The sequence below is a fragment of the Streptomyces sp. NPDC037389 genome (assembly GCF_040636475.1).
Taxonomy (GTDB): Bacteria; Actinomycetota; Actinomycetes; order Streptomycetales; family Streptomycetaceae; genus Streptomyces; species Streptomyces hesseae.
The window spans coordinates 373560-398406 of the sequence record NZ_JBEZUS010000002.1; the positions used below are offsets into that span (position 1 = coordinate 373560).

23 protein-coding genes are annotated in these 24847 nt (G+C 73.8%); 13 read left to right on the forward strand and 10 right to left on the reverse strand.

Features of this window, described 5'->3' with window-relative positions:
• The first annotated feature begins 114 nt into the window (after nucleotides 1-114).
• The 4 genes from AB0E98_RS05320 (at nucleotide 115) to AB0E98_RS05335 (ending at nucleotide 3738) form a co-directional block, all read left to right on the forward strand.
• Nucleotides 115-1218: an aliphatic sulfonate ABC transporter substrate-binding protein gene (locus tag AB0E98_RS05320; RefSeq protein ID WP_361698798.1), complete on the forward strand. Its 1104-nt coding sequence runs from the start codon at nucleotides 115-117 to the stop codon at nucleotides 1216-1218.
• A gap of 100 nt (nucleotides 1219-1318) precedes the next feature.
• Nucleotides 1319-2092 carry an ABC transporter ATP-binding protein gene (locus AB0E98_RS05325; protein ID WP_361699352.1) on the forward strand — a complete coding sequence of 258 codons (774 nt, stop codon included), beginning with the start codon at nucleotides 1319-1321 and terminating at the stop codon, nucleotides 2090-2092.
• A complete protein-coding gene (locus tag AB0E98_RS05330) occupies nucleotides 2079-2969 on the forward strand; it encodes an ABC transporter permease (protein WP_361698800.1) in 891 nt (296 codons plus the stop codon). Before AB0E98_RS05325 ends, AB0E98_RS05330 begins: the two co-directional genes overlap by 14 nt.
• A 13-nt stretch (nucleotides 2970-2982) precedes the next feature.
• Nucleotides 2983-3738 (forward strand): sirohydrochlorin chelatase, encoded by a 756-nt coding sequence (locus AB0E98_RS05335; RefSeq protein ID WP_361698802.1) that lies wholly within the window; start codon nucleotides 2983-2985, stop codon nucleotides 3736-3738.
• Nucleotides 3739-3759: 21 nt separating this feature from the next.
• Here AB0E98_RS05335 and AB0E98_RS05340 read toward each other — a convergent pair whose 3' ends face one another.
• On the reverse strand, nucleotides 3760-4410 hold the full coding sequence (locus AB0E98_RS05340; protein ID WP_361698804.1) for a LysE family translocator: 651 nt from the start codon (nucleotides 4408-4410) through the stop codon (nucleotides 3760-3762).
• A gap of 197 nt (nucleotides 4411-4607) precedes the next feature.
• Between AB0E98_RS05340 and AB0E98_RS05345 the strand changes: the two genes are divergently transcribed.
• Complete coding sequence (locus AB0E98_RS05345) at nucleotides 4608-5474, forward strand: aminoglycoside phosphotransferase family protein (protein ID WP_361698806.1); 867 nt, start codon at nucleotides 4608-4610, stop codon at nucleotides 5472-5474.
• 40 nt (nucleotides 5475-5514) lie between these two features.
• On the opposite strand, the gene AB0E98_RS05350 is transcribed toward AB0E98_RS05345, so the two are convergent.
• Complete coding sequence (locus AB0E98_RS05350; protein WP_361698808.1) at nucleotides 5515-6453, reverse strand: zinc metalloprotease; 939 nt, start codon at nucleotides 6451-6453, stop codon at nucleotides 5515-5517.
• Nucleotides 6454-6640: 187 nt separating this feature from the next.
• Here AB0E98_RS05350 and AB0E98_RS05355 point away from each other — a divergent pair, with 187 nt between their 5' ends.
• A complete protein-coding gene (locus AB0E98_RS05355; RefSeq protein WP_361698810.1) occupies nucleotides 6641-6955 on the forward strand; it encodes a hypothetical protein in 315 nt (104 codons plus the stop codon).
• A gap of 48 nt (nucleotides 6956-7003) precedes the next feature.
• Here AB0E98_RS05355 and AB0E98_RS05360 read toward each other — a convergent pair whose 3' ends face one another.
• The gene (locus AB0E98_RS05360) at nucleotides 7004-7735 is read right to left on the reverse strand and encodes an exonuclease domain-containing protein (protein WP_361698812.1); all 732 of its coding nucleotides are present in this window, start codon (nucleotides 7733-7735) and stop codon (nucleotides 7004-7006) included.
• A gap of 90 nt (nucleotides 7736-7825) precedes the next feature.
• Nucleotides 7826-9076 (reverse strand): SAV2148 family HEPN domain-containing protein, encoded by a 1251-nt coding sequence (locus tag AB0E98_RS05365; protein WP_361698814.1) that lies wholly within the window; start codon nucleotides 9074-9076, stop codon nucleotides 7826-7828.
• Nucleotides 9077-9348: 272 nt separating this feature from the next.
• On the opposite strand from AB0E98_RS05365, the gene glgX reads away from it, so the two are divergent.
• The 4 genes from glgX (at nucleotide 9349) to AB0E98_RS05385 (ending at nucleotide 16266) form a co-directional block, all read left to right on the forward strand.
• Complete coding sequence (glgX, locus tag AB0E98_RS05370; protein ID WP_361698816.1) at nucleotides 9349-11496, forward strand: glycogen debranching protein GlgX; 2148 nt, start codon at nucleotides 9349-9351, stop codon at nucleotides 11494-11496.
• Nucleotides 11497-11659: 163 nt separating this feature from the next.
• Nucleotides 11660-14035, forward strand: a complete 2376-nt coding sequence (gene treY, locus AB0E98_RS05375; protein ID WP_361698818.1) for a malto-oligosyltrehalose synthase — start codon at nucleotides 11660-11662, stop codon at nucleotides 14033-14035.
• A gap of 82 nt (nucleotides 14036-14117) precedes the next feature.
• Nucleotides 14118-15857, forward strand: coding sequence for a malto-oligosyltrehalose trehalohydrolase (gene treZ / locus AB0E98_RS05380; protein WP_361698820.1), 1740 nt, complete (start codon nucleotides 14118-14120; stop codon nucleotides 15855-15857).
• 118 nt (nucleotides 15858-15975) lie between these two features.
• Entirely contained in the window at nucleotides 15976-16266 is a 291-nt protein-coding gene (locus AB0E98_RS05385; protein ID WP_361698822.1) for a DUF3303 family protein, read from the forward strand.
• 9 nt (nucleotides 16267-16275) lie between these two features.
• On the opposite strand, the gene msrB is transcribed toward AB0E98_RS05385, so the two are convergent.
• The 4 genes from msrB to AB0E98_RS05405 all read right to left on the reverse strand — a co-directional run bounded on the left by msrB (nucleotide 16276) and on the right by AB0E98_RS05405 (nucleotide 20049).
• On the reverse strand, nucleotides 16276-16683 hold the full coding sequence (msrB, locus tag AB0E98_RS05390; protein WP_361698824.1) for a peptide-methionine (R)-S-oxide reductase MsrB: 408 nt from the start codon (nucleotides 16681-16683) through the stop codon (nucleotides 16276-16278).
• Nucleotides 16684-16709: 26 nt separating this feature from the next.
• A complete protein-coding gene (gene murC, locus AB0E98_RS05395) occupies nucleotides 16710-18104 on the reverse strand; it encodes a UDP-N-acetylmuramate--L-alanine ligase (RefSeq protein WP_361699354.1) in 1395 nt (464 codons plus the stop codon).
• Between the two features lie 89 nt (nucleotides 18105-18193).
• Complete coding sequence (locus tag AB0E98_RS05400; protein WP_361698826.1) at nucleotides 18194-18835, reverse strand: response regulator transcription factor; 642 nt, start codon at nucleotides 18833-18835, stop codon at nucleotides 18194-18196.
• Entirely contained in the window at nucleotides 18832-20049 is a 1218-nt protein-coding gene (locus tag AB0E98_RS05405) for a sensor histidine kinase (RefSeq protein ID WP_361698828.1), read from the reverse strand. Before AB0E98_RS05405 ends, AB0E98_RS05400 begins: the two co-directional genes overlap by 4 nt.
• Before the next feature lie 194 nt (nucleotides 20050-20243).
• Here AB0E98_RS05405 and AB0E98_RS05410 point away from each other — a divergent pair, with 194 nt between their 5' ends.
• The gene (locus tag AB0E98_RS05410; RefSeq protein WP_361698830.1) at nucleotides 20244-21308 is read left to right on the forward strand and encodes an ABC transporter permease; all 1065 of its coding nucleotides are present in this window, start codon (nucleotides 20244-20246) and stop codon (nucleotides 21306-21308) included.
• Complete coding sequence (locus tag AB0E98_RS05415) at nucleotides 21305-22018, forward strand: ABC transporter ATP-binding protein (protein WP_361698832.1); 714 nt, start codon at nucleotides 21305-21307, stop codon at nucleotides 22016-22018. Before AB0E98_RS05410 ends, AB0E98_RS05415 begins: the two co-directional genes overlap by 4 nt.
• Nucleotides 22019-22084: 66 nt before the next feature.
• Here the strand turns inward: AB0E98_RS05415 and AB0E98_RS05420 are convergent, their stop codons facing one another.
• Nucleotides 22085-22582 (reverse strand): indole-3-glycerol phosphate synthase, encoded by a 498-nt coding sequence (locus tag AB0E98_RS05420; protein WP_361698834.1) that lies wholly within the window; start codon nucleotides 22580-22582, stop codon nucleotides 22085-22087.
• Between the two features lie 207 nt (nucleotides 22583-22789).
• Nucleotides 22790-23563, reverse strand: coding sequence for a pyrimidine reductase family protein (locus AB0E98_RS05425; protein WP_361698836.1), 774 nt, complete (start codon nucleotides 23561-23563; stop codon nucleotides 22790-22792).
• A gap of 113 nt (nucleotides 23564-23676) precedes the next feature.
• Between AB0E98_RS05425 and zapE the strand changes: the two genes are divergently transcribed.
• Nucleotides 23677-24762 (forward strand): cell division protein ZapE, encoded by a 1086-nt coding sequence (gene zapE / locus AB0E98_RS05430; RefSeq protein WP_361699356.1) that lies wholly within the window; start codon nucleotides 23677-23679, stop codon nucleotides 24760-24762.
• Nucleotides 24763-24847: the final 85 nt, after the last annotated feature.

Here is a 24847-nt window from a genome sequence, read left to right on the forward strand (position 1 = left end):
TCGGCAGCGGGCAGGGCGGCGTGGGGCGATGTGCGGGCTGACGTACGTCCCCGTCCCCTGTACCGCGCATATCGCGTACACCGCGTATACCGCTGAACGAGAGGAACCCCCCTCGTGTCATCCCCCGCCCGCCGGGCACTGGCGGCGCTCGCCGCCCTGCCGCTGCTGACCGTCGCCCTGGGCGCCTGCGGCTACGGCTCCCAGAAGGCCTCCGGCACCAACGCCGGCCCCGCGGCCGCCACCGGCGCGAAGCTCTCCGCCGCGAAGGTGCGGATCGGCTACTTCCCCAACATCACCCACGCCACGCCGCTGGTCGGCGAGCAGGCGGGCATCCTCCAGAAGGAGCTGGGCACCACCGAGCTCACCTCGACCACCTTCAACGCCGGGCCGTCGGAGATCGAGGCGCTCAACGCGGGCTCCATCGACATCGGCTGGATCGGCCCCTCGCCCGCCATCAACGGCTATGTGAAGTCCAAGGGCAAGAACCTGCGGATCGTGGCGGGTTCGGCCTCCGGCGGGGTGAAGCTGGTCGTCGACCCCAAGAAGATCGCCTCGCTGGAGGACGTCAAGGGCAAGCGGATCGCCACCCCGCAGAAGGGCAACACCCAGGACGTGGCGTTCCTCAACTGGATCTCCGGGCAGGGCTGGAAGGTCGACCCGCAGAGCGGCAAGGGCGACGTCTCGGTCGTCCGCACGGACAACAAGGTGACGCCGGACGCCTTCAAGTCCGGTTCCGTGGACGGTGCCTGGGTGCCCGAGCCGACGGCGTCCAAGCTGGTGTCGGAGGGCGGGAAGGTGCTGCTGGACGAGAGCACCCTCTGGCCGGACGGCAAGTTCGTCATCACCAATGTGGTCGTGTCGCAGAAGTTCCTCGACGCGCACCCGGACGTGGTGGAGGCCGTACTGCGGGGCTCGGTGAAGACCAACGCCTGGATCGCCGCGAACCCCGACCGGGCGAAGTCCTCGGCCAACGCGGCGCTGAAGAAGCTGACGGGCAAGGACCTGCCGCCGGAGATCCTCGATCCGGCGTGGCAGTCCATCAGGACGACGGACGACCCGCTGGCCGCCACCCTCCAGGCCGAGGCGGACCACGCGGTCAAGGCGGGGCTGCTGGAGAAGCCGGATCTGACCGGCATCTACGACCTGACCCTGCTCAACAAGGTCCTGGGGGCCGAGGGCAGGCCCGCGGCCGGCGCGGCGCAGCTCGGCAGGCAGTGACGTGTACGCAGCAGTAGGGGCTCGTATGCCCGCTCCCCGACCAGGAGGTGACCGGATGGCACCGGCACTGAGCACCGATACGTCCGGTAGTACGCCCGCCATGGCCGTCGTCGGTGACGACGCGCCGGCGGCCGTCCGGATCGACCACGTCCACAAGAGCTACGGCGGCCGTTCGCACGACGGGCGTCCCGTACTCGACGACATCACCCTCGACGTCCGCCCCGGTGAGTTCGTGTGCCTGCTGGGCGCCTCGGGCTGCGGCAAGTCGACGCTGCTGAACCTGGTGGCGGGTCTGGACCGCCCGTCCGCCGGCACCATCGAGGTGCCCGGCGGCCGCCCGGCGCTGATGTTCCAGGAGCACGCGCTGTTCCCCTGGCTGACGGCGGGCCGCAACATCGAGCTGGCCCTGCGGCTGCGCGGCGTGCCGAGGGCGGAACGCCGGGCGGAGGCGGAGCGGTTGCTCCAGCTCGTCCGGCTGGGCGGCTCGTACGGCAAGCGCGTGCACGAGCTGTCGGGCGGGATGCGGCAGCGCGTCGCGCTGGCGCGGGCCCTGGCGCAGGACAGCAGGGTGCTGCTGATGGACGAGCCGTTCGCCGCGCTGGACGCCATCACCCGGGACGTGCTGCACCACGAGCTGACGCGCATCTGGTCGGAGACCTCGCTGTCGGTGCTGTTCGTCACCCATAACGTCCGGGAAGCGGTGCGGCTCGGCCAGCGGGTGGTGCTGCTGTCGTCCCGGCCGGGGCGCGTGGTGCGGGAGTGGACGGTGGACATCCCGCAGCCGCGCCGGATCGAGGACGCGGCGGTGGCGGACCTGTCGGTCGAGATCACCGAAGAGCTCCGGGGGGAGATCCGCCGCCATGGCCGGGACTGAGACCGAACGGCCCCGGGCCGCGGAAGGGGACCTGGCCGGCCTGGAAGCCGGGCTCGACGCCCTCGACACGGTACCGGTGAAGCGCACACCGCTGCGGGAGGTGCTGCTGCGCAAGGTGCTGCCGCCGGTCACCGCCGTCGTACTGGTGCTGGTCGTGTGGAAGCTGCTGGTCCTGGCCGGTGTCACGGACGACTACAAGCTCCCCGACCCGTCGGCCGTCTGGGGCGCGCTGCGCAGACTGTGGCTGGAGGGCACGCTCTTCGGGATCGTCTGGACCAGCGTCTCGCGCGGCCTGCTCGGCTTCCTCGCCGCCCTCGCCATCGGCACCCCCCTGGGGCTCCTGGTGGCCAGGGTGCCGCTGATACGGGCAGCACTGGGGCCGGTCCTGTCGGGGCTGCAATCCCTCCCGTCGGTGGCCTGGGTGCCGGCGGCCGTCATCTGGCTGGGCATCACGGACTCGGCGATGTACGCGGTGATCCTGCTGGGCGCCGTGCCGTCCATCGCCAACGGCCTGGTCTCCGGCATCGACCAGGTGCCCCCGCTGTATCTGCGGGCCGGCCGCACGATGGGCGCGACGGGCGTGCGCGGGGCGTGGCACGTACTGCTGCCGGCGGCCCTGCCGGGGTACCTCGCCGGGCTGAAGCAGGGCTGGGCCTTCTCCTGGCGATCACTGATGGCGGCGGAGCTCATCGCCTCCTCGCCCGACCTGGGCCTGGGCCTGGGCCAGTACCTGGAGAACGCCCGCACCGACTCCGACATGCCGGGAGTACTGCTGGGCATCACCCTCATCCTGTTCGTCGGCATCGCCATCGACCTGATCGTCTTCAGCCCGCTGGAGCGCAGGGTGCTGCGCTCGCGCGGCCTGGCGACGCGGTAGCCGGGGCGCGGCGGTGGTTCTGCTCCTCGTGGCCCACGGCAGCCGCGACCCCCGGCACGCGGCGACGGTCGCCACTTTGCGGGCAAGGGTCGCGGCCCGTCGGCCCGGGCTTCGGGTGGAGGTCGGCTTCCTGGACTTCTGCGCACCGGGCGTGCCGCGTGTCCTGGAAAGGCTGGCGGCGGAGGGCGTACGGGAGGTGGTGGCGGTTCCGCTGCTGCTGACGCGGGCGTTCCACGCCAAGTCCGACATCCCGGCCGCGCTGGCCGGGGCGACCGCCCGGCTGCCGGGGCTGACCGTCCACCAGGCGGACGTCCTCGGCCCGTCGGCCCTGCTGACGGACGCGCTGGAACGACGGCTGCGGCAGGCCGGGGTGCGGGACGCCGACCGGAGCTCGACCGGGGTCGTCCTGGCCTCGGCGGGCTCATCGGACCCGGAGGCGATCGCGGTGATCGCAGAAATCGCGCGGGAGTGGCGGCACACGAGTGGTTGGTGTGCCGTGCGACCCGCGTTCGCCTCCGCCTCCCTCCCCCGCACGGAGGACGCGGTACGCGCGCTACGGCGCGCCGAGGGCGTACGGCGCGTGGCGGTCGCCCCGTACGTCCTGGCACCGGGACGCCTGCCGGACCGCATCGCGACGGGCGCGCGGGGCGCCGATTTCGTCGCGGACGTGCTGGGCCCGGCCCCGGAGGTGACCGCGCTGGTGCTGCGGCGGTACGAGGAGGCGCAGATGGTGCGTCCGCTCGTCGGCCGCGTGGCGGCTACCGGGTGAGCAGCGTAAGGGTGTCGACCCCTACGGCTCCACCGCCGTCCCCACCCCCAGCGCCACCAGCACTCCGCCCATGGTCCGCTCCAGGTTGCGGTGGACGCGGGGACGGCGGAGCCAGCCCAGCAGGCGCGTGGCGCCGGCTGCGACGAGGAGCAGCCAGGCGCCCGCGACCGCCGCGTCGACCGCGCCGAACAGCAGCGTCGTGCCCAGCGCCGATCCGTCGCCCTCCGGGAGGAACTGCGGCACCACGGCCACGAAGAAGACCCCCACCTTGGGGTTGAGCAGACAGCTCAGCAGCCCCTGCCGGAACGCCTCGCCCAGCCCCGGGGCAGCCCCGCCCCCGGCCGGCGTCTCCGCGGCGACCGCACCCGCGCGGCGCTGGGCCCAGAGCACCTGCGCACCCAGGAAGACCAGGTACGCCGCCCCCGCCAGCCTGACGACCGTGAAGGCCGCGTCCCAGCGCCGGAGTGCCGCCGCCAGACCGAAGGCCGCGGCGACGCCCCAGGCGAGGGAGCCGGCCGCCGCGCCGAGGCGGTGGCGCTGCCCGTGCGGCGGCCGCCGCGCAGGCAGTTGCGCAGCACGAGGAGGGTGTCCGGGCCTGGGGCCATGGCCACCAGCAGGGAGAAGAGGGCGAAGCCGAGTATCGCGGCGGTCATGGGCGAAAGCTCTTCTCACAAGATCACGCAGATGTGGGGGAGCCTATCGAGACGGCCGCCGTGCCCCGTGGGGGTTGGGCACGGCAGCCGATGGGACGCGACCGTACCAGGGGTTACGTGATGGACCGAACTCCCGGCGTGTCCGGCCACCGCCGCCCATGAGGGAGACTGGCGGCATCTCGTACGCGCGTACGGCGGAGAAGCGGAAGGAACGGCGTGGCATTCACCGAACAACGGGCGCGGGAGCTCCTCGCGGCGGCGGACGCTCCGCTTCCGGCCGGCGAGGCCGAGCTGCTGGCCCTCGGGGAGAACGCGGTGTTCGCCGCCGACGGCCTCGTCGCGAAGGTGGGGCGGGACGCCTCCCTCGTGGAGCGCGCCGGCCGGGAGCTGCGGATCGCCGCCTGGCTCGCGGAGGCCGGAGTGCCGGCCGTGCGCGCGGCGGAGCCCGGGGTGCTGGTCGCCGACGGGCATCCGGTGACGCTCTGGCACCGGCTCCCGGCGGCGGAGCGCCCTGCCGGTACCGCCGATCTGGCTGTCCTGCTCCGGCAGGTGCACGCCCTGCCGGACCCGGGGTTCGGGCTGCCCCGGCGTGATCTGCTGGGCGGCGTCGAGCGGTGGCTGCGGCTGGCCGGGACGGCGATCGATCCGGCCGACGCCGACTATCTGCGCGAGCGCCGCGACGGGTTCGCCGCCGCGGCCGCCGCCCTCACCCCGCATCTGCCGCCGGGGGCGATCCACGGTGACGCCCTCCCCCGCAATGTCCACATCGGGCCGGACGGGCCCGTACTCGTCGACCTGGAGACCTTCGCCTCGGACCTGCGGGAGCACGACCTGGTGGTGATGGCCCTCAGCAAGGACCGGTACGGGCTGGACCCGGACGCCTATCACTCCTTCGTCCGTTCCTACGGCTGGGACGTCCGGGAGTGGGAGGGCTGCGCCGTGCTGCGCGGGGCCCGGGAGACGGCGAGCTGCGCCTGGGTGGCTCAGCACGCGCCGGGCAATCCGGCCGCCCTCGCGGAGTTCCGGCGCCGGGTCGCCTCGCTGCGGGAGGACGACCCGGCGGTGCGGTGGTACCCCTTCTGACCGGCGCCCGGCCGGTCTGACCGGCTCCCGGCCGGCGCGGCTACGCGGTGTGGAACGAGGCGCGCGGTCCGTCGAGGGTGGCGTTCATGCGCGTCAGCTGGCCCTCCGTGAACATGAACATGGCCGCGTCGTCGACGTAGTCCATGTAGTTCATGAACATGTCGCCGTCGGGTGCGTTGTTGCACGTGACGCGGGGAAAGCCCGGCTTGCCGAAGTTGGGCCCGCCCTGGTTGGGCGTGTCGGCCACGAAGTCGGTGCCGTTGCAGGCCGTGCCGTCGTCACCCCAGATGTGGAAGAGGTTCAGCCAGTGGCCCACTTCATGGGTCGCGGTGCGGCCCAGGTTGAAGGGGGCCGTCGCGGTCCCGCTGGTGCCGAACGCGGAGTGGAGGATGACCACCCCGTCGGTGGCGGCCGGTCCGCCGGGGAACTGCGCGTACCCGAGCAGCCCGCCGCCCAGCTCACAGGACCACAGGTTGAGATAGCGGTCGGTGGGCCAGGGGTCCTGGCCGCCGGTCGCCGTCGACTTCACTGCGTCGTCGGTGCCGAAACTCGCGGTCGCGGTCTGTGTGCGGGTGATGCCGTCGGTCGGCGCCCCGGACGGGTCGGTGGTGGCCAGCTGGAATTCGATGTTGCAGTCGGCCGCCAGCGCCTGCCAGACGGCCGGGACGCCGGAGACGTCCGTATTGGTCTTGCGGTAGTCCCGGTTGAGGGCCTCGATCTGGCTGGCGACCTGGGTGTCGTCGATGTTCTGCGCGCCGTTCTGGTGCACGACGTGGACGACGACCTGGATGAGGGTCACTCCGGCACGGGTGGTCCGCTCGCGCCCCTTCTCATAGGCGAAGGCCTTGTTCTCCAGGGCCGCACGCGCCGCCGCGTACGGGGCGTGTTCGGTGAGCAGTCTGCGGTGGACTTCCATGGTCCCGCACAGCAGGCTCTCGGGTGACCTCTCGGCTGTGGCGTTCTGCCGGTTCTCGGGCATGCTGCACCTCCTCTGACCGCCGTGAAACGCGGCGAGTTACGGGAGTGAGTCGGGCCCGATGGCGTCTACGGTAGACCCGTAGGACGTGAAAAGAGATGGATATCGCGGAATTCAATTCCAACCGTATGCCAACCTTCCGGATCCCGCCATTCAGGTGAATCCGGGTAATTGCTGAGGTATTTGAGGAATGAACGAGCCACCCCCGGCTCTCTTCCGGAGCTGGACCCACTCCCGCGAAGAGGACTCCGCCGACATCGCCGTCTACCGGCCCGCCGACCATCCCTTCCCGCCCTCGCGAGGGCGGGAAGGGATGGAGTTCGCCGCCGACGGAACGTTCATCGACCACCCCATCGGGCGCGGTGACGCCCCCGACTCCGTGCCCGGCGTCTGGCAGACCAAGGACGGCGCCCGGCTGACGATCTCCTTCCCCGCGGCCGGGCGGCCCGGACGGGAGCTGGAGATCGTCTCCTGCGACGAGAGCGTGCTCAGGGTGCGGGGCTAGGTCCAGGGCCGTGCCGGTCGCCGCGCGCATCCGGCTCGGCGGCTCCGCTCAGCGCAGCGGCCACGTCCCCTCCACCACCGCCTCCGGATTCCCCTGACGCCGCAGCCACTTCTGATAGCCGGCCGCCCACTCCCCGTACCACCGCTCCTGGTCACGGTGGAGCTCCCACAGGCCGGCCGCCGCGATGTGCTCGTACCGCTCGGCTATCGCGCGGGCCACGCGCACGGCCGCCAGGGCGTCCGCACCCGCCTCGTGCGCCCCGTCGAGCACGACGTCGTACTCCCCGCAGGCGGCGGCCAGAGTGCGCCGGCCCTTGCGGAAGCGGTCGACGGCACGGTCGATGGTGAGGGGATCGACGACCGGGCCCACGGCCAGCGGCGCGCCCGCGCCGTCCTCGCCCGGACGCTCGTCCAGCCGCTCGGTCAGCGACCGCAGGCCGTACCGCTCCAGCTCGGCCGAGAGCAGGCTCAGGTCGAAGGCGGCGTTGTACGCGACGACCGGCACGCCCATGGACCAGTGGCCGGCCAGGGCGGTGGCCACCTCCTCCGCCACCTCGCGCGCGGGCCGCCCGCAGTCGGCGGCCCGCTCGGTCGTGATGCCGTGGATCGCCGTGGTCTCGGCCGGTATCGGCGTGCCCGGGTCGGCCAGCCAGAGCCGGCTCGCGACGACCTCGCCGCCCTTGGTCTCCACGACCGCCGCGGTGACGATCCGGGCCGTCGACGGGTCGGTGCCCGTCGTCTCCAGATCGAAGCCGACCAGACGCTCTTCGTGCCAGGACATCGCGATCCCCCCTCAGGTTGTGCTTCCCCCGTGTGGTCCCCAGCGTCGCACGGCCCACTGACAACGGGCCCGGGACTGGAGAAGGGGCCGCTACGACACCGGCCGGGAGTCCTCCCACACGCCCTCGAACTCCTCGCGGTAGGTCTCGAAGAGCCCGCCGTCCGCGTCGGTCCGGCCCTCCCGCAGCACGCCCCGGCCGTGGCCGCCGCGCAGGACGAGCACGGGCGACTCCATGCCGCGGGCCTTGCGCAGGTAGGACTGGACGACGGCCACGCCGTCCGAGCCGTCGCCGTTGATCAGGTAGGCGGTGAAGCGGGGGGTCTCGTCGAAGACTCGGATCTCGAAGGCGCCGGGGTCGCGCAGCCGGTCGCGGACCCGCCGCATGTGCATGATGTTCATCTCCACGGACCGGCTCATCTCGCCCTTCTTGATCCCCAGTTCCCGCTCCCGGCGGCGCACGGCGCTGCTGGCGGGGTTGAGGAAGAGCAGCCGGGTGCGGCAGCCGGCCTCGGCGAGGCGGACCATGCGCCGCCCGGAGTAGTTCTGGACGAGCAGGTTCAGGCCTATGCCGACGGCGTCGAGGCGGCGGGCGCTGCCGAAGAGGTCCTCGACGGGGAGCTGGCGCTGGAGGCGCACCCGGTCGGGGTGGACGCCGACGACGTCGGCGTAGCGGTCGCCGACGAGGTCCTCGACGGCGTCTATGGGCAGCCGGTCGGCGGAGGGCGTGCCCGCGCCGTGGCCGCCGCCGAGGATGTCCAGCAGCCTGGCCGAGGCGCGTTCGGCCTGGGCGAGGACGGTCTGGGAGAGCGCCCGGTTGCGGGAGACGACGTTGCGGGCCACCTCGAGCTCGTCCAGTGCGAGTTCGAGTTCGCGCCGGTCGTCGAGGTAGGGCTCGAAGCACGGCCAGTGCTGGACGACCAGCTCGCGCAGCTGGGGCAGGGTGAGGAAGCTGAGGACGTTGTCGTCGGCCGGGTCGAGCAGATAGCCCTTGCGGCGGCTGACCTCGCGGACGGCGACGGCGCGCTGCACCCACTCCTGGCCGGCCGGGCCGGCGGCCGCGACGACCCATTCCTCGTCGCCGTGGACCGGCTCGTAGACCGGGCGCAGCACGGCGGCGACGACGGCGCGCAGCCGCTGCTCGACCAGATTGAGCCATATGTAGGCACGCCCCGCCCGGCGGGCGCGTGTGCGCACCTCGCCCCAGGCGTCGGCGCCCCAGTCCAGTTCCGCCCCGATCTCCCTCGGGCGGGTCAGGGAGACCACGCCCGGAGGGGTGTCGGACGTGCAGTCCTCTTCCGGACAGCCGTCCCCAGGAGGCAGCTCCAGCCCGCCCGAGCTCACCTGTGCACCGCCTTCCGCCCCCGTCCCAACGATCAAGGCAGACTACTGTGCGGGCGGGAGGGGGTGCATCCACGTCCGGCGGCCCTTCGGCCAACTCTGCCGTCGGACGTGCCGGTTGTCCGAAAGCCGGACGCCGGACGTGATCTGATTCATAGCCAGAAGTAGCCGGAAGGGTGGCGTCACCCGCTCGGCGGAGCCCTCGGGGCGGGCGGCGGACCGGCTTTTGCCGAAGATCTGCGGAAAGCGCGGCCCGGGGTGGAAGACTTCTGGGCATGCAGGTCTGGCCGGGACAGGCGTACCCCCTCGGTGCCACGTACGACGGCGCCGGGACCAATTTCGCGGTCTTCTCGGAGGCCGCCGAACGGATCGAGTTGTGTCTGCTGCACGAGGACGGCTCGGAGATGGCGGTGGAGCTGCGGGAGACCGACGCGTTCGTATGGCACGCCTATCTACCGGGTGTGATGCCGGGTCAGCGGTACGGCTTCCGGGCGCACGGCCCGTACGAGCCGCAGCGGGGGCCGCGCTGCAACTCCGCCAAGCTGCTGCTCGACCCGTACGCGAAGGCCGTGAGCGGCGCGGTGGACTGGGGGGAGGCGGTCTACGGCTATCCCTTCGGGCGGCCGGAGAAGCGCAATGACATGGACTCGGCACCTCACATGATGACTTCGGTGGTGGTCAATCCGTACTTCGACTGGGCGGACGACCGGCCGCCACGGACGGAGTATCACCGCACGGTCATCTATGAGGCCCATGTGAAGGGCCTGACGATGCTTCACCCGGCGCTGCCGGAGGAGATCCGGGGCACGTACGCGGCGCTGGCGCATCCGGCGGTGATCGGGCATCTGACGGAGCTGGGGGTCACGGCGATCGAACTGATGCCGGTCCATCAGTTCGTGCACGACCACCGGCTGGTGGACGCCGGGCTGGTCAACTACTGGGGCTACAACACCATCGGCTTCTTCGCTCCGCACAACGCGTACGCGTCGTGGGGCGACCGGGGTCAGCAGGTGCTGGAGTTCAAGACGGCGGTGCGGGCGCTGCACGCGGCGGGCATCGAGGTGATTCTGGATGTGGTGTACAACCACACGGCCGAGGGCAGCCATCTGGGGCCGACGCTGTCGTTCCGGGGGCTGGACAACGCGTCGTACTACCGGCTGACCGACGATCCGCGCTACTACATGGACACCACCGGCACCGGCAATTCGCTGCTGATGCGGAGTCCGCATGTGCTCCAGCTCATCATGGACTCGCTGCGCTACTGGGTGACCGAGATGCGGGTGGACGGTTTCCGCTTCGATCTGGCGGCGACGCTGGCGCGGCAGTTCCACGAGGTGGACCGGCTGTCGTCGTTCTTCGACCTGGTGCAGCAGGATCCGGTGGTCAGTCAGGTGAAGCTGATCGCGGAGCCGTGGGACGTGGGTGAGGGCGGCTATCAGGTCGGCAACTTCCCGCCCCTGTGGACCGAGTGGAACGGAATGTTCCGGGACACCGCGCGGGATCTGTGGCGGGGCGAGCCGGCCACCCTGGCGGAGTTCGGCTCCCGGCTGACCGGCTCCTCCGACCTCTACCAGGGCGACAGCCGGCGCCCGCTGGCCTCGGTCAACTTCGTCACCTGTCACGACGGCTTCACCCTCCACGACCTCGTCTCGTACGACGTCAAGCACAACGAGGCCAACGGCGAGGACAACCGGGACGGCGAGAGCCACAACCGTTCCTGGAACTGCGGGACCGAGGGACCGACCGACGACCCGGGGATCCTCGCCCTGCGCGAGCGGCAGATGCGCAATTTCATCGCCACCCTGATGGTGTCCCAGGGCGTGCCGATGCTCAGCCACGGCGACGAGTTCGCCCGCACCCAGCGGGGCAACAACAACGCGTACTGCCAGGACGGCGAGCTGTCCTGGGTGCGGTGGCCGGGCCGCCCGGAGGAGGCGGAGGAGGACGTCGACGAGGCGACGGCACGGGCGCTGCGGATGCTGCGCTTCACACGCTCGCTGGTCTGGCTCCGCCGCGACCACCCCGTCTTCCGCCGCCGGCGCTTCTTCCACGGCCGCCCGGTGCAGGGCACCCACGACGACCTCTCCGATATCGCCTGGTTCACCCCGGAAGGGGAGGAAATGCGGGACGGCGACTGGCACGTCGCCCATGCCCGGTCCCTGACCGTCTTCCTCAACGGGGGCGCCATCTCCGAGCCCGGGCCGCGGGGCGAGCCGGTGACCGACGACTCCTTCCTGCTGATGTTCAACGCGCACGACCGGCCGCTGGACTTCACCGTTCCGGCCGACCACGGCGCGCAGTGGCAGGTCGTCGTCGACACCGCGCGCCCGGAGGGCGTGGCGGCGGATGGACCGAAGGTCCGGGCGGGGGAACGGCTTACGCTCACGGACCGCAGTCTGGCGGTGTTGCAGCGGCCGGCGTGAGCGCTTCCGCCGGGAGCGGCCTTGCCGGAAGCGCGGTCCGGTCACCTGCCGGCCGGTGGGGGCTGGTCGCGCAGTTCCCCGCGCCCCTTACGGGGCGCGGTACCGCATCGGTCCTTGACGGCCCGGCGCTCCACGGGGCCCTGTGGTGGGTACGTATGTTCCTGTGAAGCCCGACAGCCGTCACCCGCCTACCGCCACGTACCGGCTCCAGCTCCAGCCCGCCTTTCCCTTCGCGGCGGCCGAGCGGGCCGTGCCCCGCATCGCCGGGCTCGGCGTGTCCCATCTGCATCTCTCCCCGATCCTGGAGGCCGTCCCGGGCTCCACCCACGGCTACGACGTCGTCGACCACACGGCGGTACGGGCCGAGCTGGGCGGCGAGGACGGGCTGCGTTCCCTGGCCCGTACCGCCCACGCGCACGGGCTGGGCCTGATCGCCGACATCGTGCCCAACCACATGGCCCTGCCCGCCGCCGGACGCCCGGGCGGCCCCCTGTGGCACGTGCTGCGCGACGGACCGGCCTCCCCGTACGCCCGCTGGTTCGACGTCGACTGGGCCGAGCACGGCGGGAAGGTTCTGCTGCCCGTGCTGGCCGACCGGCTCGGCGCCGAGCTGGACCGCTTCACCGTCGCCGACGGCCTACTGCGCTACGGCGACCACGCCCTCCCCCTGCGGCCCGGCACCGAACGGCTGCCGCTGCCCGAGCTGCTCGACGCCCAGTGGTACCGCCTCGCCTGGTGGCGGCTGGCCCGCACCGAGCTCAACTACCGGCGCTTCTTCACCGTCTCCGAGCTGATCGCGGTACGCGTGGAGGACCCCGAGGTCTTCGCCGCCACCCACGCCACCGTGCTGCGGCTGCTGAGCGAAGGCGTCCTCGACGGGCTGCGCGTCGACCACCCCGACGGGCTCGCCGACCCGCCCGGCTATCTGCGACGGCTGCGCGACGCCACCGGCGGGCGGTGGACGGTCGTCGAGAAGATCCTCGCCGGGGAAGAACGGCTGCCCGCCGACTGGCCCGTCGCCGGCACCACCGGCTACGACGCCCTGCGCCGGCTCGACGGCCTCTTCACCGACCCCGCCGGGCTCGGCGAACTCACCGCCGCCTACCTCGCCTTCACCTGCTGCCCGCCCGACCGGGGCGGCGACTGGCCCGCGACCGTGCGCCGCGCCGCCTACCGGGTCATCGGCCACGAGCTGGCTGCCGAGGCCGAGCGGCTCGTCCGCACCGCCGTCCGGCTCTGCGAGACCTCCCACACGCTGCGCGACCACGCCCCCTGGGCGCTGCGCACCGCCCTGTGCGAGATCCTCGTCCGGCTGCCCGTCTACCGCCCGTACGTCACGGCCGGCCGGCCCGCCGCTCCCGCAGACGCCGCGCTGCTGGACGAGGCCGCCCGGGGGGCCCGAGGCGCCTTCGCCGTGCCCGGCGAGGCCCGGGCCGTCGACCTGATCCGCGACGCCGCCCTGGGCCGCCTCGGCGACGGCCCCGACCAGCGGGACTTCTGCGCGCGCTTCGCCCAGACGGCGTCGGCGCTCCGCGCCAAGTCCGTCGAGGACACCGCCTTCTACCGCTACGCGCCCCTGCTGTCGGTGACGGAGGTGGGCGGCACCCCCGACCGGCCGGCGGTCGACCCGGAGGAGTTCCACGCCTTCTGCGCCCTCGCGCAGCGCGACCGGCCCCACGGCGGGACCGTCCTGTCCACCCACGACACCAAGCGCAGCGCGGACGCGCGGGCGCGGATCGCCACGCTGAGCGAACACCCGGCGCTCTGGGCCCATCTGATGGACCGGCTCCGGTCCGGCTCCCCCGCTCCGGACCCCCATCTGGCGTGGACCGCCTGGCAGAACGCCTTCGGGCTCGGCGACCCCGACGCCGGCCGGCTCGTGCCCGCCGTGCTGAAGAGCGCCCGGGAGGCCGCGCTGCTGACGACGTGGACGGAGCCGGACGCGGCGTACGAGGCGGCGGTGGAGGAGTTCGTCACCACCGGCCCGTGCGGGGCGGCGGGCCGGGAGGCGCTGGCCACGTTCGGGGAAGAGGCCGGGGTCGCGATACGCGCCAACACCCTGGGGGCGGCGCTGCTGCATCTGACGATGCCGGGGGTGCCGGATGTGTACATGGGAACGGAGGGGGTGTACCGGGCACTCGTCGACCCGGACAACCGGTCGGTGCCGCCCTCCCCCGGCGAAGACGAGACGGAGGAGGGCCTCTCCGCCGAGAAGCTACGACTGACGCGGGCCGCGCTGGGGGTGCGCCGCGAGCACCCGGAGTGGTTCGGGGAGGAGGGGGCTTACGTGCCGCTGTACGCGGACGGTCCGGGGGCAGGGCACGTCGTGGCCTTCGCCCGCGCGGGCGGGGCGATCGCCGTGGTGACACGGCTGGCGCGGAGGCTGGCCGAGGCCGGACGCTGGCGGGGAACGGCGCTGGAGCTGCCGGGTGACCACGCGTGGCGGGATCTGCTGACGGGTGGCATATGGGAGGGACGGGTGGCCGTCGCGGAGCTGCTGCGGGCGGGGCCGGTGGCACTGCTGGTCGCGCGCCCCTGAACCCCCGGCCCGCAGGCGCCGGACGGGCTGAAGCCGGCCCGTCCGGGAAGCATTCCCCCATCGGGCGTCGAGAGGAGCCGTCGTGCTGTTCGAGGTGTGGGCACCGCAGGCCCGGCACGTCGCCCTGGAGGCGGCCGGCCGGACGTACGCCACGGAGGCCGGCCCGGCCCGTCCCGGCTGGTGGCGGGGCGAGGCTCCCGCGGGCCACGGCACCCGCTACGGCTTCGCCCTCGACGGCGGCCCGACCCGGCCCGACCCGCGCTCGCGGCGGCAGCCGGACGGGCCGGACGGGCCCAGCGCCGTCGTCGACTTCGCCCGCTTCGCCTGGCGGCACCCGTGGTCCGGCCGGGGACTGCCCGGCGCGGTCCTGTACGAGCTGCACACCGGCACGTACACCCCCGAGGGCACCTTCGACGCGGCGGCCGAGCGGCTGCCCCACCTCGCGGATCTGGGCGTCACGCACGTGGAGCTGATGCCCGTCTGCCCCTTCCCGGGCCGGCACGGCTGGGGGTACGACGGGGTGGCGCCCTGGGCCGTGCACGAGCCCTACGGCGGCCCGGACGGGCTGCGGCGCTTCGTGGACGCCGCGCACGGCCTCGGCCTGGGCGTCGTCCTCGACGTCGTCCACAACCACCTGGGCCCGTCGGGCAACCACCTGCCCGCGTACGGCCCGTACTTCACCGACACCCACCACACCCCCTGGGGCGCGGCCGTCAACCTCGACGCGCCCGGTTCCCCGGAGGTACGGGCGTACCTCACCGGCAGCGCCCTGGCCTGGCTGCGCGACTACCGGCTGGACGGGCTGCGGCTGGACGCCGTGCACGCGCTCGCCGACACCGGCCCGCGGCACTTCCTCGCCGACCTGTCCGCCGCCGTCGACGAGCTGGCCGGACGGCTGGGCAGACCGCTGTTCCTCGTCGCCGAGTCCGACCTCAACGACCCGGCCACCACCGCCCCGCGCGAGGCGGGCGGCCACGGCCTCCACGCCCAGTGGAACGACGACTTCCATCACGCCCTGCACACCGCGCTCACCGGCGAGTCCCAGGGCTACTACGCCGACTTCGCCGCCGACCCGGCCCGCGCCCTCGACAGGACCCTGCGCGGCGGCTTCTTCCACGACGGCACGCACTCCGCCTTCCGGGGGCGCCCCCACGGCCGTCCCCTGGACCCGGACGCCACCCCCGCCCACCGGCTCCTCGGCTACGCCCAGACCCACGACCAGGTCGGCAACCGGGCGCTCGGCGACCGCCTCTCCGCCCGGCTCTCCCCGGGCCTGCTCGCCTGCGCGGCAGCGCTCGTGCTGTGCGCGCCCTTCACCCCCATGCTGTTCATGGGCGAGGAGTGGGGCGCCCGGACGCCCTGGCAGTACTTCACCGACCACCCGGACCCGGCCCTGGCGGAGGCCGTACGGACCGGCCGGCGCCGGGAGTTCGAGGCCCACGGCTGGCCCGCCGAGGAGATCCCCGACCCCCAGGACCCGGCCACCCGCGACCGCTCCTGTCTGGACTGGACGGAACCCGGCCGCCCCCCGCACGCCCGGCTCCTCGCCTGGTACCGCCGCCTGATCGCCCTGCGGCGCGCCGAGCCCGCCCTGACGGATCCGCGCTGGCGGTACGAGGCGCTGTCCGTCACCGCCGAGGGCGTCGTCTCCTTCCGGCGCGGCCCGCTGCACATCGCGGTCAACCTCGCCGCCCGCCCGGCCGCCCCGCGCCTGACGGGCCCGGTGACGGAGGCCGTCGCGGCGTGGCGGCCGGTGGGCCTGCCGGACGGCGACGGCGGCGTGCTGCGGCTGCCGCCGGAGACGGCGGTGGTGCTGCGCTGAACCGGCCCGCTTGCGCCCCTCCGCTCCCCGGGCCGACCCTGGTAGTGACGCGACCGCGCCCGGCAGGAGCGTGGGACCGGCGCCCCTGCGTGGCCGCGCAGGTGAAGGAGTGAGGGCCATGCGCATGCTCTTGCGGGCCCGGATGGACACCCATACGTCGAACGAGGCGATCAGGGACGGCAGCATGGGCGAGCTGATCCAGCAGGTCGTGGAACAGCTCAAGCCCGAGGCCGCCTACTTCGCGGCCCTGGACGGCGGCCGCTCCTGCCTCATGGTCTTCGACATGCAGGACCCCTCGCAGATGCCCGCCATCTGCGAGAAGTTCTTCCTGAGCGCGGAGGCCGAGGTCGAGCTCCACCCGGTGATGGACCTGGACGACCTGAAGAAGGGCCTCGCGGCCCTCTCCTAGCGAACGGGCTCAGCCCTCTTCCGGGCGCAGCCGCAGCGAGATGGAGTTGATGCAGTACCGCTGGTCCGTGGGGGTGGGGTAGCCCTCGCCCTCGAAGACGTGGCCCAGGTGGGAGCCGCAGCGGGCGCAGCGGACCTCGACGCGGGCCATGCCGTGGGTGCGGTCCTCCAGGACCTCGACGGCGTCGGAGTCCTTCGGGTCGTAGAAGCTCGGCCAGCCGCAGTGGCTCTCGAACTTCTCCGTGGAGCGGAACAGCTCCGCGTCGCAGGCCCGGCAGGCATAGACGCCCACCGTTTTCGTGTCGGTGTACTCACCGCGGAAGGCGGGCTCGGTGCCCGCCCGGCGGAGCACCTGGTACTCCGCCGGTGTCAGCTCCGCTCGCCACTGCTCGTCCGTCTTCTCGACCTCGTACGCCATGCCGTACGCCCTCCGCGGTGTGTCGGTCAGTTCTCCAGGCGGGCCAGGATCTTCGGACCGAGGTCCGTGACGTCACCCGCGCCCATCGTGAGAACGAGATCACCGGGGCGGGCCATTCCCGCGATCACGTCCGGGATCGCGGCCATGTCGTGCTCGGGGCGGACGTCCGCGCCGGCCTTCTCCGCCGCGTCGATGATCAGGGCGCTGGTGATGCCCGGGATCGGGTCCTCACGGGCGGGGTAGATGTCGAGGACCACGGAGCCGTCGGCCAGGGCCAGGGACCGGCCCATCTCCGTGCCGAGCTCCTGGGTGCGGCTGAACAGGTGCGGCTGGAAGACGACCAGGACGCGGGAGCCGGCGGCGGCGCCCCGGATGGCCTCCAGGTCGGCGGTCATCTCGGTGGGGTGGTGCGCGTAGGAGTCGATGACCTGCACGCCGGCGGCCTCGCCCTTGAGCTGGAGGCGACGGCCCACGCCCGTGAACTTGCCGAGCGCGGAGGCGAGGTTGTGCGCCGGGATGCCGAGGGCCACGCCCGCGGCGAGGGCGGCGACGGCGTTGTGCGCGTAGTGGCTGCCGGGCACGGAGACGGCGAAGGTGAGCATCTTGCCGTTCAGCAGGATGGTGACCTCGCTGGCCAGGCCGCGCGGGGTGACCTTCAGGACGCGCACGTCGGCGTCCTCGGCCGTGCCGTAGGTGACGATCTCGATGTCGTGGCGGCCGGAGACCCGCTCGGTGAGCTCGCGGGCGCCCGCCTGGTCGGCGGAGACGACGAGCGTGCCGCCGGGGCGGACGCGGCCGACGAACGTCTCGAAGGACTCGTAGATCTCGTCCATCGACGCGTAGTTCGCGTGGTGGTCCAGCTCCACGTTGAGGACGATCGCGACCTCGGGCGCGTACTTGTGGAAGCTGCGGTCGCTTTCATCCGCCTCGGCGACGAAGATGTCGCCGGAGCCGTGGAGGGCGTTGGTGCCGGGGCCGGCGAGGTCGCCGCCGATGGCGTACGACGGGGCCAGGCCCAGGGCGTCCAGGGAGACGGCGAGCATCGACGTCGTGGTCGTCTTGCCGTGGGTGCCCGCGACGGCGATCGGGCGCAGCCCGTCCATCAGCCGGGCCAGCGCGTCGGAGCGGTGGACGACCGGGACGCCGCGCTCGGCGGCCGCGGCCAGCTCGGGGTTGTCGGCGCGGATGGCGCTGGAGACGACGACGCAGGTGGCGTCGGCCGCCAGGTGCTCCGCGGCGTGGCCGATGTGCACCGTGACGCCCAGCTCGCGCAGGGCCGCGGCGGTGGCCGAGTCCTTCGCGTCGCTGCCTGCGACGGCCGCGCCGCGCTGGGCGAGGATCTTCGCGATGCCCGACATGCCGGCGCCGCCGATGCCGATGAAGTGCGGTCGGTCCATCGTCGTGGGGACGGCCGGTGCCATGTGCGGTGCTCCCTGGAGGTCGGTGCTCATTGCGGGCCTAACTCTATTCCCCGGCTCGGACAGCCCCGGCCGCACCCGTCACACCGCCGTCACACCGCCCGGATCAGCCCCGCCGTCAGGCCCGCCGCGACCGCCGCCGTGCGGCTGTCGACGCCGAGCTTGTCGTAGATGTGCACGAGGTGGGTCTTGACCGTCGCCTCGCTGATGAAGAGCCGCTTGGAGATCTGCCGGTTGGCCAGGCCCTCGGCCACCAGCCCCAGGATCTCCGTCTCGCGCGGGGAGAGCGCGGGCCGGCCGCCGGCCCGTACCCGGCCCAGCAGGCGGGCGGCGACGGGCGGGGCGAGGACGGTCTCGCCGCGGGCGGCGGCGTGGACGGCTGCCGCGACCTCCTCGGGCGGGGCGTCCTTGAGGAGGTAGCCGGTGGCACCGGCCTCGACGGCGGCCAGGATGTCGGCGTCGGTGCTGTAGGTGGTGAGGATCAGCACGGCGGGCGGGGACGGCAGCGCGGTGATGCGCCGGGTGGCCTCCACGCCGTGCATTCCGGCGCCCATCTGGAGGTCCATGAGGACGACGTCCGGGCGTGCTCCCTCGGCGAGCAGCCGCAGCGCCTCGGCACCGTCGGCGGCCTCGCCCACGGCCTCCACGTCGGGCAGGTCGTCGACCATGGCGCGCAGCCCGCGCCGCACCACGGGGTGGTCGTCGACGAGGAGGACCCCGATGCGGGCGCTCATGCCGCCGCTCCCACGACGCGGATCTCCGTCGGCACCGTCGCCGCGATGGCCGTGCCCTCGCCGGGGGCGGACTCGACGGTGAAGGTGCCGCCGAGGCCTGCGATGCGCTCGCGCATGCCGTGGAGACCGAAGGTGCGGCGGCCGTCGGCCGGGCCCCGGCCGGGGGCGAAGCCGACGCCGTCGTCGTAGATGTCGAGGGCGACCTGCCCGTCGAGGAAGGCGAGGGTGACGGCCGTGTGCTCGGCCCGCGCGTGCCGGGCCACGTTGGCCAGGGCCTCCTGGGTCAGGCGCAGCAGGGCCACCTCGGTCTCCACGGGCAGGGGGTGGGGCTCGCCGTCGAGGCGGAAGACGGCCCCGGGGACGGTGCGCGCGGTCACCCGGCGCAGCGCCTCGGGCAGGGGCGCGTCCTCCAGGGCGGGCGGGGTGAGGGCCTGGACGAAGCGGCGGGCCTCGGCGAGGTTGTCGGCGGCGGTCAGCCCGATCTCGCGGACCCGTTCCCGGGCCGTGTCCCGCTCGGCGGTCTCGGCGGCGCGGGCGAGCAGGACGATGCTGGACAGGCCCTGGGCGAGGGTGTCGTGGATCTCGCGGGCGAGCCGCTGCCGCTCGGCGAGCCGGCCCGCCTCGCGCTGGGCGGCGGCGAGCTCGTCCCGGGTGCGCACGAGGTCGTCGATCAGCCGCTGGCGGCGCTGTCCCTCGCGGTGGAGCGCGGTGTAGCCGTAGGCGGTGAGGATCGCGACGGCGGCCCCGGCGGCGGGGCCGATGACCTTCGCGACGGTGAGCCCGCCGGGCGCGGTCGCCTGGGCGGCGACGACGGCCGCCGTGGCGGCGACGACGGCGGGGTGCGCCCAGCGGACGGGGAGGGCTCGCAGGAAGAGGAAGAACAGCGGGAAGGCGACGTAGCTGAAGCCGCGGTCCAGGGCGAGGAGCGCCAGCCACAGGGCCGTGACGGCGGAGAGCCAGAGTCCGGGGCGGCGGGCGGGGCGGGCGGTCCCGGCCGCGTACACGGCGGCGAGCAGCGCGCCCAGCGGCAGTACGGCCAGGGGTCCCGCCGACGGCCGGCCGGCCACGGTGGGGGCCAGGGCGACGCCCAGCAGCGCGTAGAAGGCGCCGTGGAAGGCGAGGCGGACCAGGTGCAGCGGGGGCACGTCGGAGGCCTCGCGTCCGCGCGGGAGCGCGGCGGGCGCGCCGGGGTCGGGAGGACTCGTTCGGCTCATCCCACCGAGCGTACGGGCCCGTGCCGGACGCTCCGGAACCGGCCGCCATCAACCGTTCGATTGATTTCCGGGTGCATCGGACGGACGGTCCATGGACCGTCCCCCGGCCCGATGGCGGCGCGGGCGCGGGGCGGCAGCCTGGAGTCCGCAGTCGACGCGGTTGACGCAGTCGATCCGGCACCGGAGGGAATCCCTTGTTCGTCGCGCTCCGCGACATCCGTTTCGCCCGGGGGCGCTTCGCCCTCATGGGCACGGTCGTCGCGCTCATCACCACGCTCGTGGTCTTCCTCTACGGCCTGACCGACGGCCTTGCCAGGGAGGCGTCGTCGGCCGTGGCGGGGCTGCCGGCGGGCCGGGTGGTCTTCGGGGCCCCGGCGGGGGCCGCGCCCGAGGTGTCGTTCTCCAACAGCACCGTCGACGAGCGGCAGGCCGAGGCGTGGCGCCGGGCCCCGGGGGTGCGGTCCGCGGAGCCGTTCGGCGTGGGGATGACACGGCTGACGGCGGGCGGCTCGGCGGAGTCGGTGAGTGTGATCGGCGGCCCGGAGCGGCTGGCGCCGGCGCCCGAGGCGGGGGCCGCTCCCGCCGACGGGCAGACAGCCGTGAGCCGGCGGATCGCCCGGGAGCACGGGCTGCGGCCCGGCGACCGGATCACCCTGGGCACCCGGGAGCTGACCGTCTCCGGCGTCACGCCCGACCGTGGCCACGGGCACGCGCCGACCGTCTGGACGACGCTCGCCACCTGGCGCGAGGTGAGCCACCTGCCGAGGCCGACCGCGCTGGCCGTGACCGGCTCCGGTACGCCTTCGGGGGCCGTCGCCCGCACCACGAAGGCCGTCGCCCTCGACGACGCGCTGGACGGCATCGACGGCTACGCCGCCGAGCACGGCACGCTCCGGATGGTCCAGGGCTTCCTGTTCGTGGTGAGCGCGCTGGTGGTGGGGGCCTTCTTCACCGTGTGGACGGTGCAGCGGCGGCCCGACGTGGCGGTGCTCAAGGCCGTGGGCGCGAGCAGCGGCTATCTGGTGCGGGACGCGCTCGGGCAGGCGGCGGCGGTGCTGGCCGCCGGGGCGGCCGCGGGCGCCGCGGCCGGTGCGGCGGGCGGGGCGCTGGCGTCGTCGGCGGTGCCGTTCGAGCTGAGCGCGGCGGCGGTGGCCGTACCGGTGGCCGCCATGGTGCTGCTGGGGCTGGCCGGCTCGGCGCTCGCCGTCGCCCGCATCACGTCCGTCGACCCGCTGACCGCGCTGGGAGCCACCCGATGACCGCCTCGACGAGCCCTTCCCCGAAGACGGCTTCCCTGAAGACGGCTCTCCGTCTGGAGGACGCCGTCCTCACCTACCCCGACGGGGACCGCACGCTCACCGCTCTGGACCGGGTGTCGCTGGCCGTGGCGCCCGGCGAGCTGGTGGCGGTCGTGGGGCCGTCGGGCTCGGGCAAGTCCAGCCTGCTGGCGGTCGCGGCGACGCTGCGCAGCCCCGACGCGGGGCGGGTGGTGGTGGCGGGGCGCGACACGGGGCCGCTGAGCGCCAAGGAGCGCACCGCGCTGCGGCGCGAAAGGATCGGCATCGTCTTCCAGCAGCCGAACCTGCTGCCGTCGCTGACGGCCGAGGAACAGCTGCTGGCGGTCGCGCACCTGCGCGGCGGGACCGTCCGGGCGGCCCGGGCGCGGGCGGCGGAGCTGCTGGAGTCGGTCGGGCTGGACGCGGCGAAGCGGCGGCGCCGTCCCCATCAGCTGTCCGGGGGCGAGCGGCAGCGCGTGAACATCGCCCGCGCGCTGTTCGGCGACCCCGCCGTGCTGCTGGTGGACGAGCCGACGTCGGCCCTGGACCACGAGCGCGGCGAGCGGGTCGTCGAACTGCTGGCCGAGGTCACCCGCCGGCACCGCACGGCGACGGTGCTGGTCACCCACGACCGGGGGCTGCTCGGCCGGGCGGACCGGGTACTGACGATGCGCGACGGCAGGCTGGGGTGACGGGACGCGCGGCCGGGTGACGTGCCGGGCACGGCCTGGCACGGCGCGGTGTCGCGCCCGTCCGGCTCAGTCGCGCCCGCCCGCCGCCGGCGCCTCCTCGCCCTCGCCCTCCCCCTCCCCGTCGGCGTGCGCGTAGAGCTTGAGGACGGGCACCCCGACCTTGTGGCGGGCGCGCGAGGCCCAGTCGCGGTGGAAGAACTCCTCGACGAGGTGGGGCGCGGTCAGCACGATCACCTCGTCGGCGTGGGTCTGCTCCACGACGGAGCGCAGGAGGTCCAGCGGGTGGCCGTCGATGAGCTGGCCGACGGCCTCGCAGCCCGCCTCGCGCAGCAGGCGCAGCGAGTGCTCCAGGGCCACCGCGGCGGGCCGTACGGCCGCGTCGCCCTCGGGCTCGTCGGCCTCGTGGAGCGCCTGCTCCAGCTCGCCGAGGGCCACGTCGTCGATGGCGCGCAGCAGCCGGTCCTCGTCGCCTCTGGGGCGCATGAGGACCACGAACGACATGCTGTCGTCGTGGAGGGTGGTGACGAAGTCGACATCCGTCGCGGAGAGCGGCTGCTCGATCATCAATACGCTCGTGAACACGGTGGGAGCCCTTCTACTCCATGGGCCACCGGGCCCCAACAGAAACCATCCTGCGCGGGCTCCCCGGGAACCCGCCTGTTTTGATCCTGTGCCCCCGGGGGAGCGTCTGACTCAATTCTGCCCACCCCGAGTTAAACCGGAACGGTAAATTCCGCCGATTGTCAGACCCGCCGACGGACCGCCGGCGCGTCAAACCCGTCGGTACCGGGTGAAGAGGAAACCGCCGTCCTCCAGCACCGACCCCAGCGCGAAGCGCTCGGGCACCGCCAGCGGCGGCCCCGCCATGATCCGCGGGGCCGTCCCGGTGGCCACCACGGGCGCCAGCGACAAGCACATCTCGTCCAGCACCCCGGCCGCCGCGAACTGGCCCAGCAGCCGGGGGCCGCCCTCGGTCAGCAGCCGCGTCAGCCCCCGCCCGGCCAGCAGCCCCGGCACCCGCGCCACGTCGACGCCGGGTCCCTCGCCCGCCACGAGCACCTCGGCGCCCGCCGCCCGCGCGGCGGCCACGCGCTCCGCCGGGGCGTCCGCCCCGGTCAGCACGATCGTCGGCACCAGCGGCTCGGTGAACAACGGAAGCGAGAAGTCCAGGTCGAGCCCCGCGCTCACCACGGCTATGACCGGCGCGGGCCCCTGGCCGAGCGCCGCCCGCCGCGCCGCGAAGGCCTCCCGGGCCCGCGCGGGCCGGTAGCCCTCCTGCCGTACGGTCTCCGCGCCGACCACCACCGCGTCGGCCAGGCCCCGCAGCGTGCCGAAGATCCGCATGTCGGCGGCCGAGGACAGCGGCTGCGACCGGCCCTCGTGATGGGCCGCGCCGTCCAGCGAGGAGACCATGTTGGCCCGCAGCCACGCCGTCCCGGCGGAAAGATCGGCCGGGTACGCGTAGAGATCGGCGAGCTCGTCCAGCCCCCATTCACGGTCGTCGAGGTCGGCGGGGCTGAACGGGGAGGGGAACAGGCGTCGCATAGGCCGCAGTGTGACATGGCTCGCTCCGCGCGGGCGGGCCACCGCACTTTCAGGGGCTACGCTGGACAGCTGTGTCGTCCTCCACCGCATCACCCGCAAGCGCCACGGGCCCCGTGGCCCCCGGTCCGATAACCGGCGGCCCGGCCGGAACCCCCGTCGCTCTCACCTCGCGCGCCCCGCACGTCCCGGCCGACCGCCTGGTCGCCGAGATGGTGCCCCCGCCGCGCTTCGACTCGGTGCGCTTCGACACGTACATCCCCGACCCCAACCAGCCCAGCCAGACCGAAGCCGTCAAGATCCTCGGCGGCTTCGCGGGCGGGCTCGACGGCGAGGCCGCCGGCGGCCGCAAGCGCTGGTTCCGGCGCGAGACCAAGCCCGCCACCCCCGCCGGCCCGCGCGGCGTCTACCTCGACGGCGGCTACGGCGTCGGCAAGACCCACCTGCTCGCCTCCCTCTGGCACGCCACCCCGGCCGCCCCCGAGCGGAAGGCCTTCGGCACGTTCGTGGAGCTGACGAACCTCGTCGGCGCCCTGGGCTTCCAGCAGACCGTCCAGACCCTCAGCGGCCACAAGCTGCTGTGCATCGACGAATTCGAGCTCGACGACCCGGGCGACACCGTCCTCGTCTCCACCCTGCTGGGCAAGCTGGTCGACGCGGGCGTGGCGCTCGCCGCGACCTCCAACACCCTGCCCGGCAAGCTCGGCGAGGGCCGCTTCGCCGCCGCCGACTTCCTCCGCGAGATCCAGGGCCTCTCCGCCCACTTCCGCCCCCTGCGCATCGACGGCGAGGACTACCGCCACCGCGGCCTGCCGCAGGCCCCCGCCCCTTACGACGACGCGACCGTCGAGCGGGTGGCGCACCGCACCGAGGGCGCCTCCCTGGACGCCTTCCCCGACCTCCTCGACCACCTCTCCAAGGTCCACCCGAGCCGCTACGGCGCCATGTGCGACGGCGTCCGGGCCGTCTGCCTGACCGGCGTCCGGCCCGTGCCGGACCAGTCGACCGCGCTGCGCCTGGTCGTCCTCGCCGACCGGCTCTACGACCGCGAGGTCCCGGTCCTGGCGTCCGGGCGGCCCTTCGACGAGCTGTTCAGCGAGGAGATGCTGAACGGCGGCTACCGCAAGAAGTACTTCCGGGCGATCTCCCGGCTCACGGCGCTGGCGCGCGACGCGAAGCCGCTCGTCGACGCCGGCGAGTGACCGCCACGGCCGACCCACGGGCGCGGTGAGCCCTTCTTCGCGCGCCCGGCGCGCCCGGCGCGCCCTGGCACCGGCCGCCGCGCCG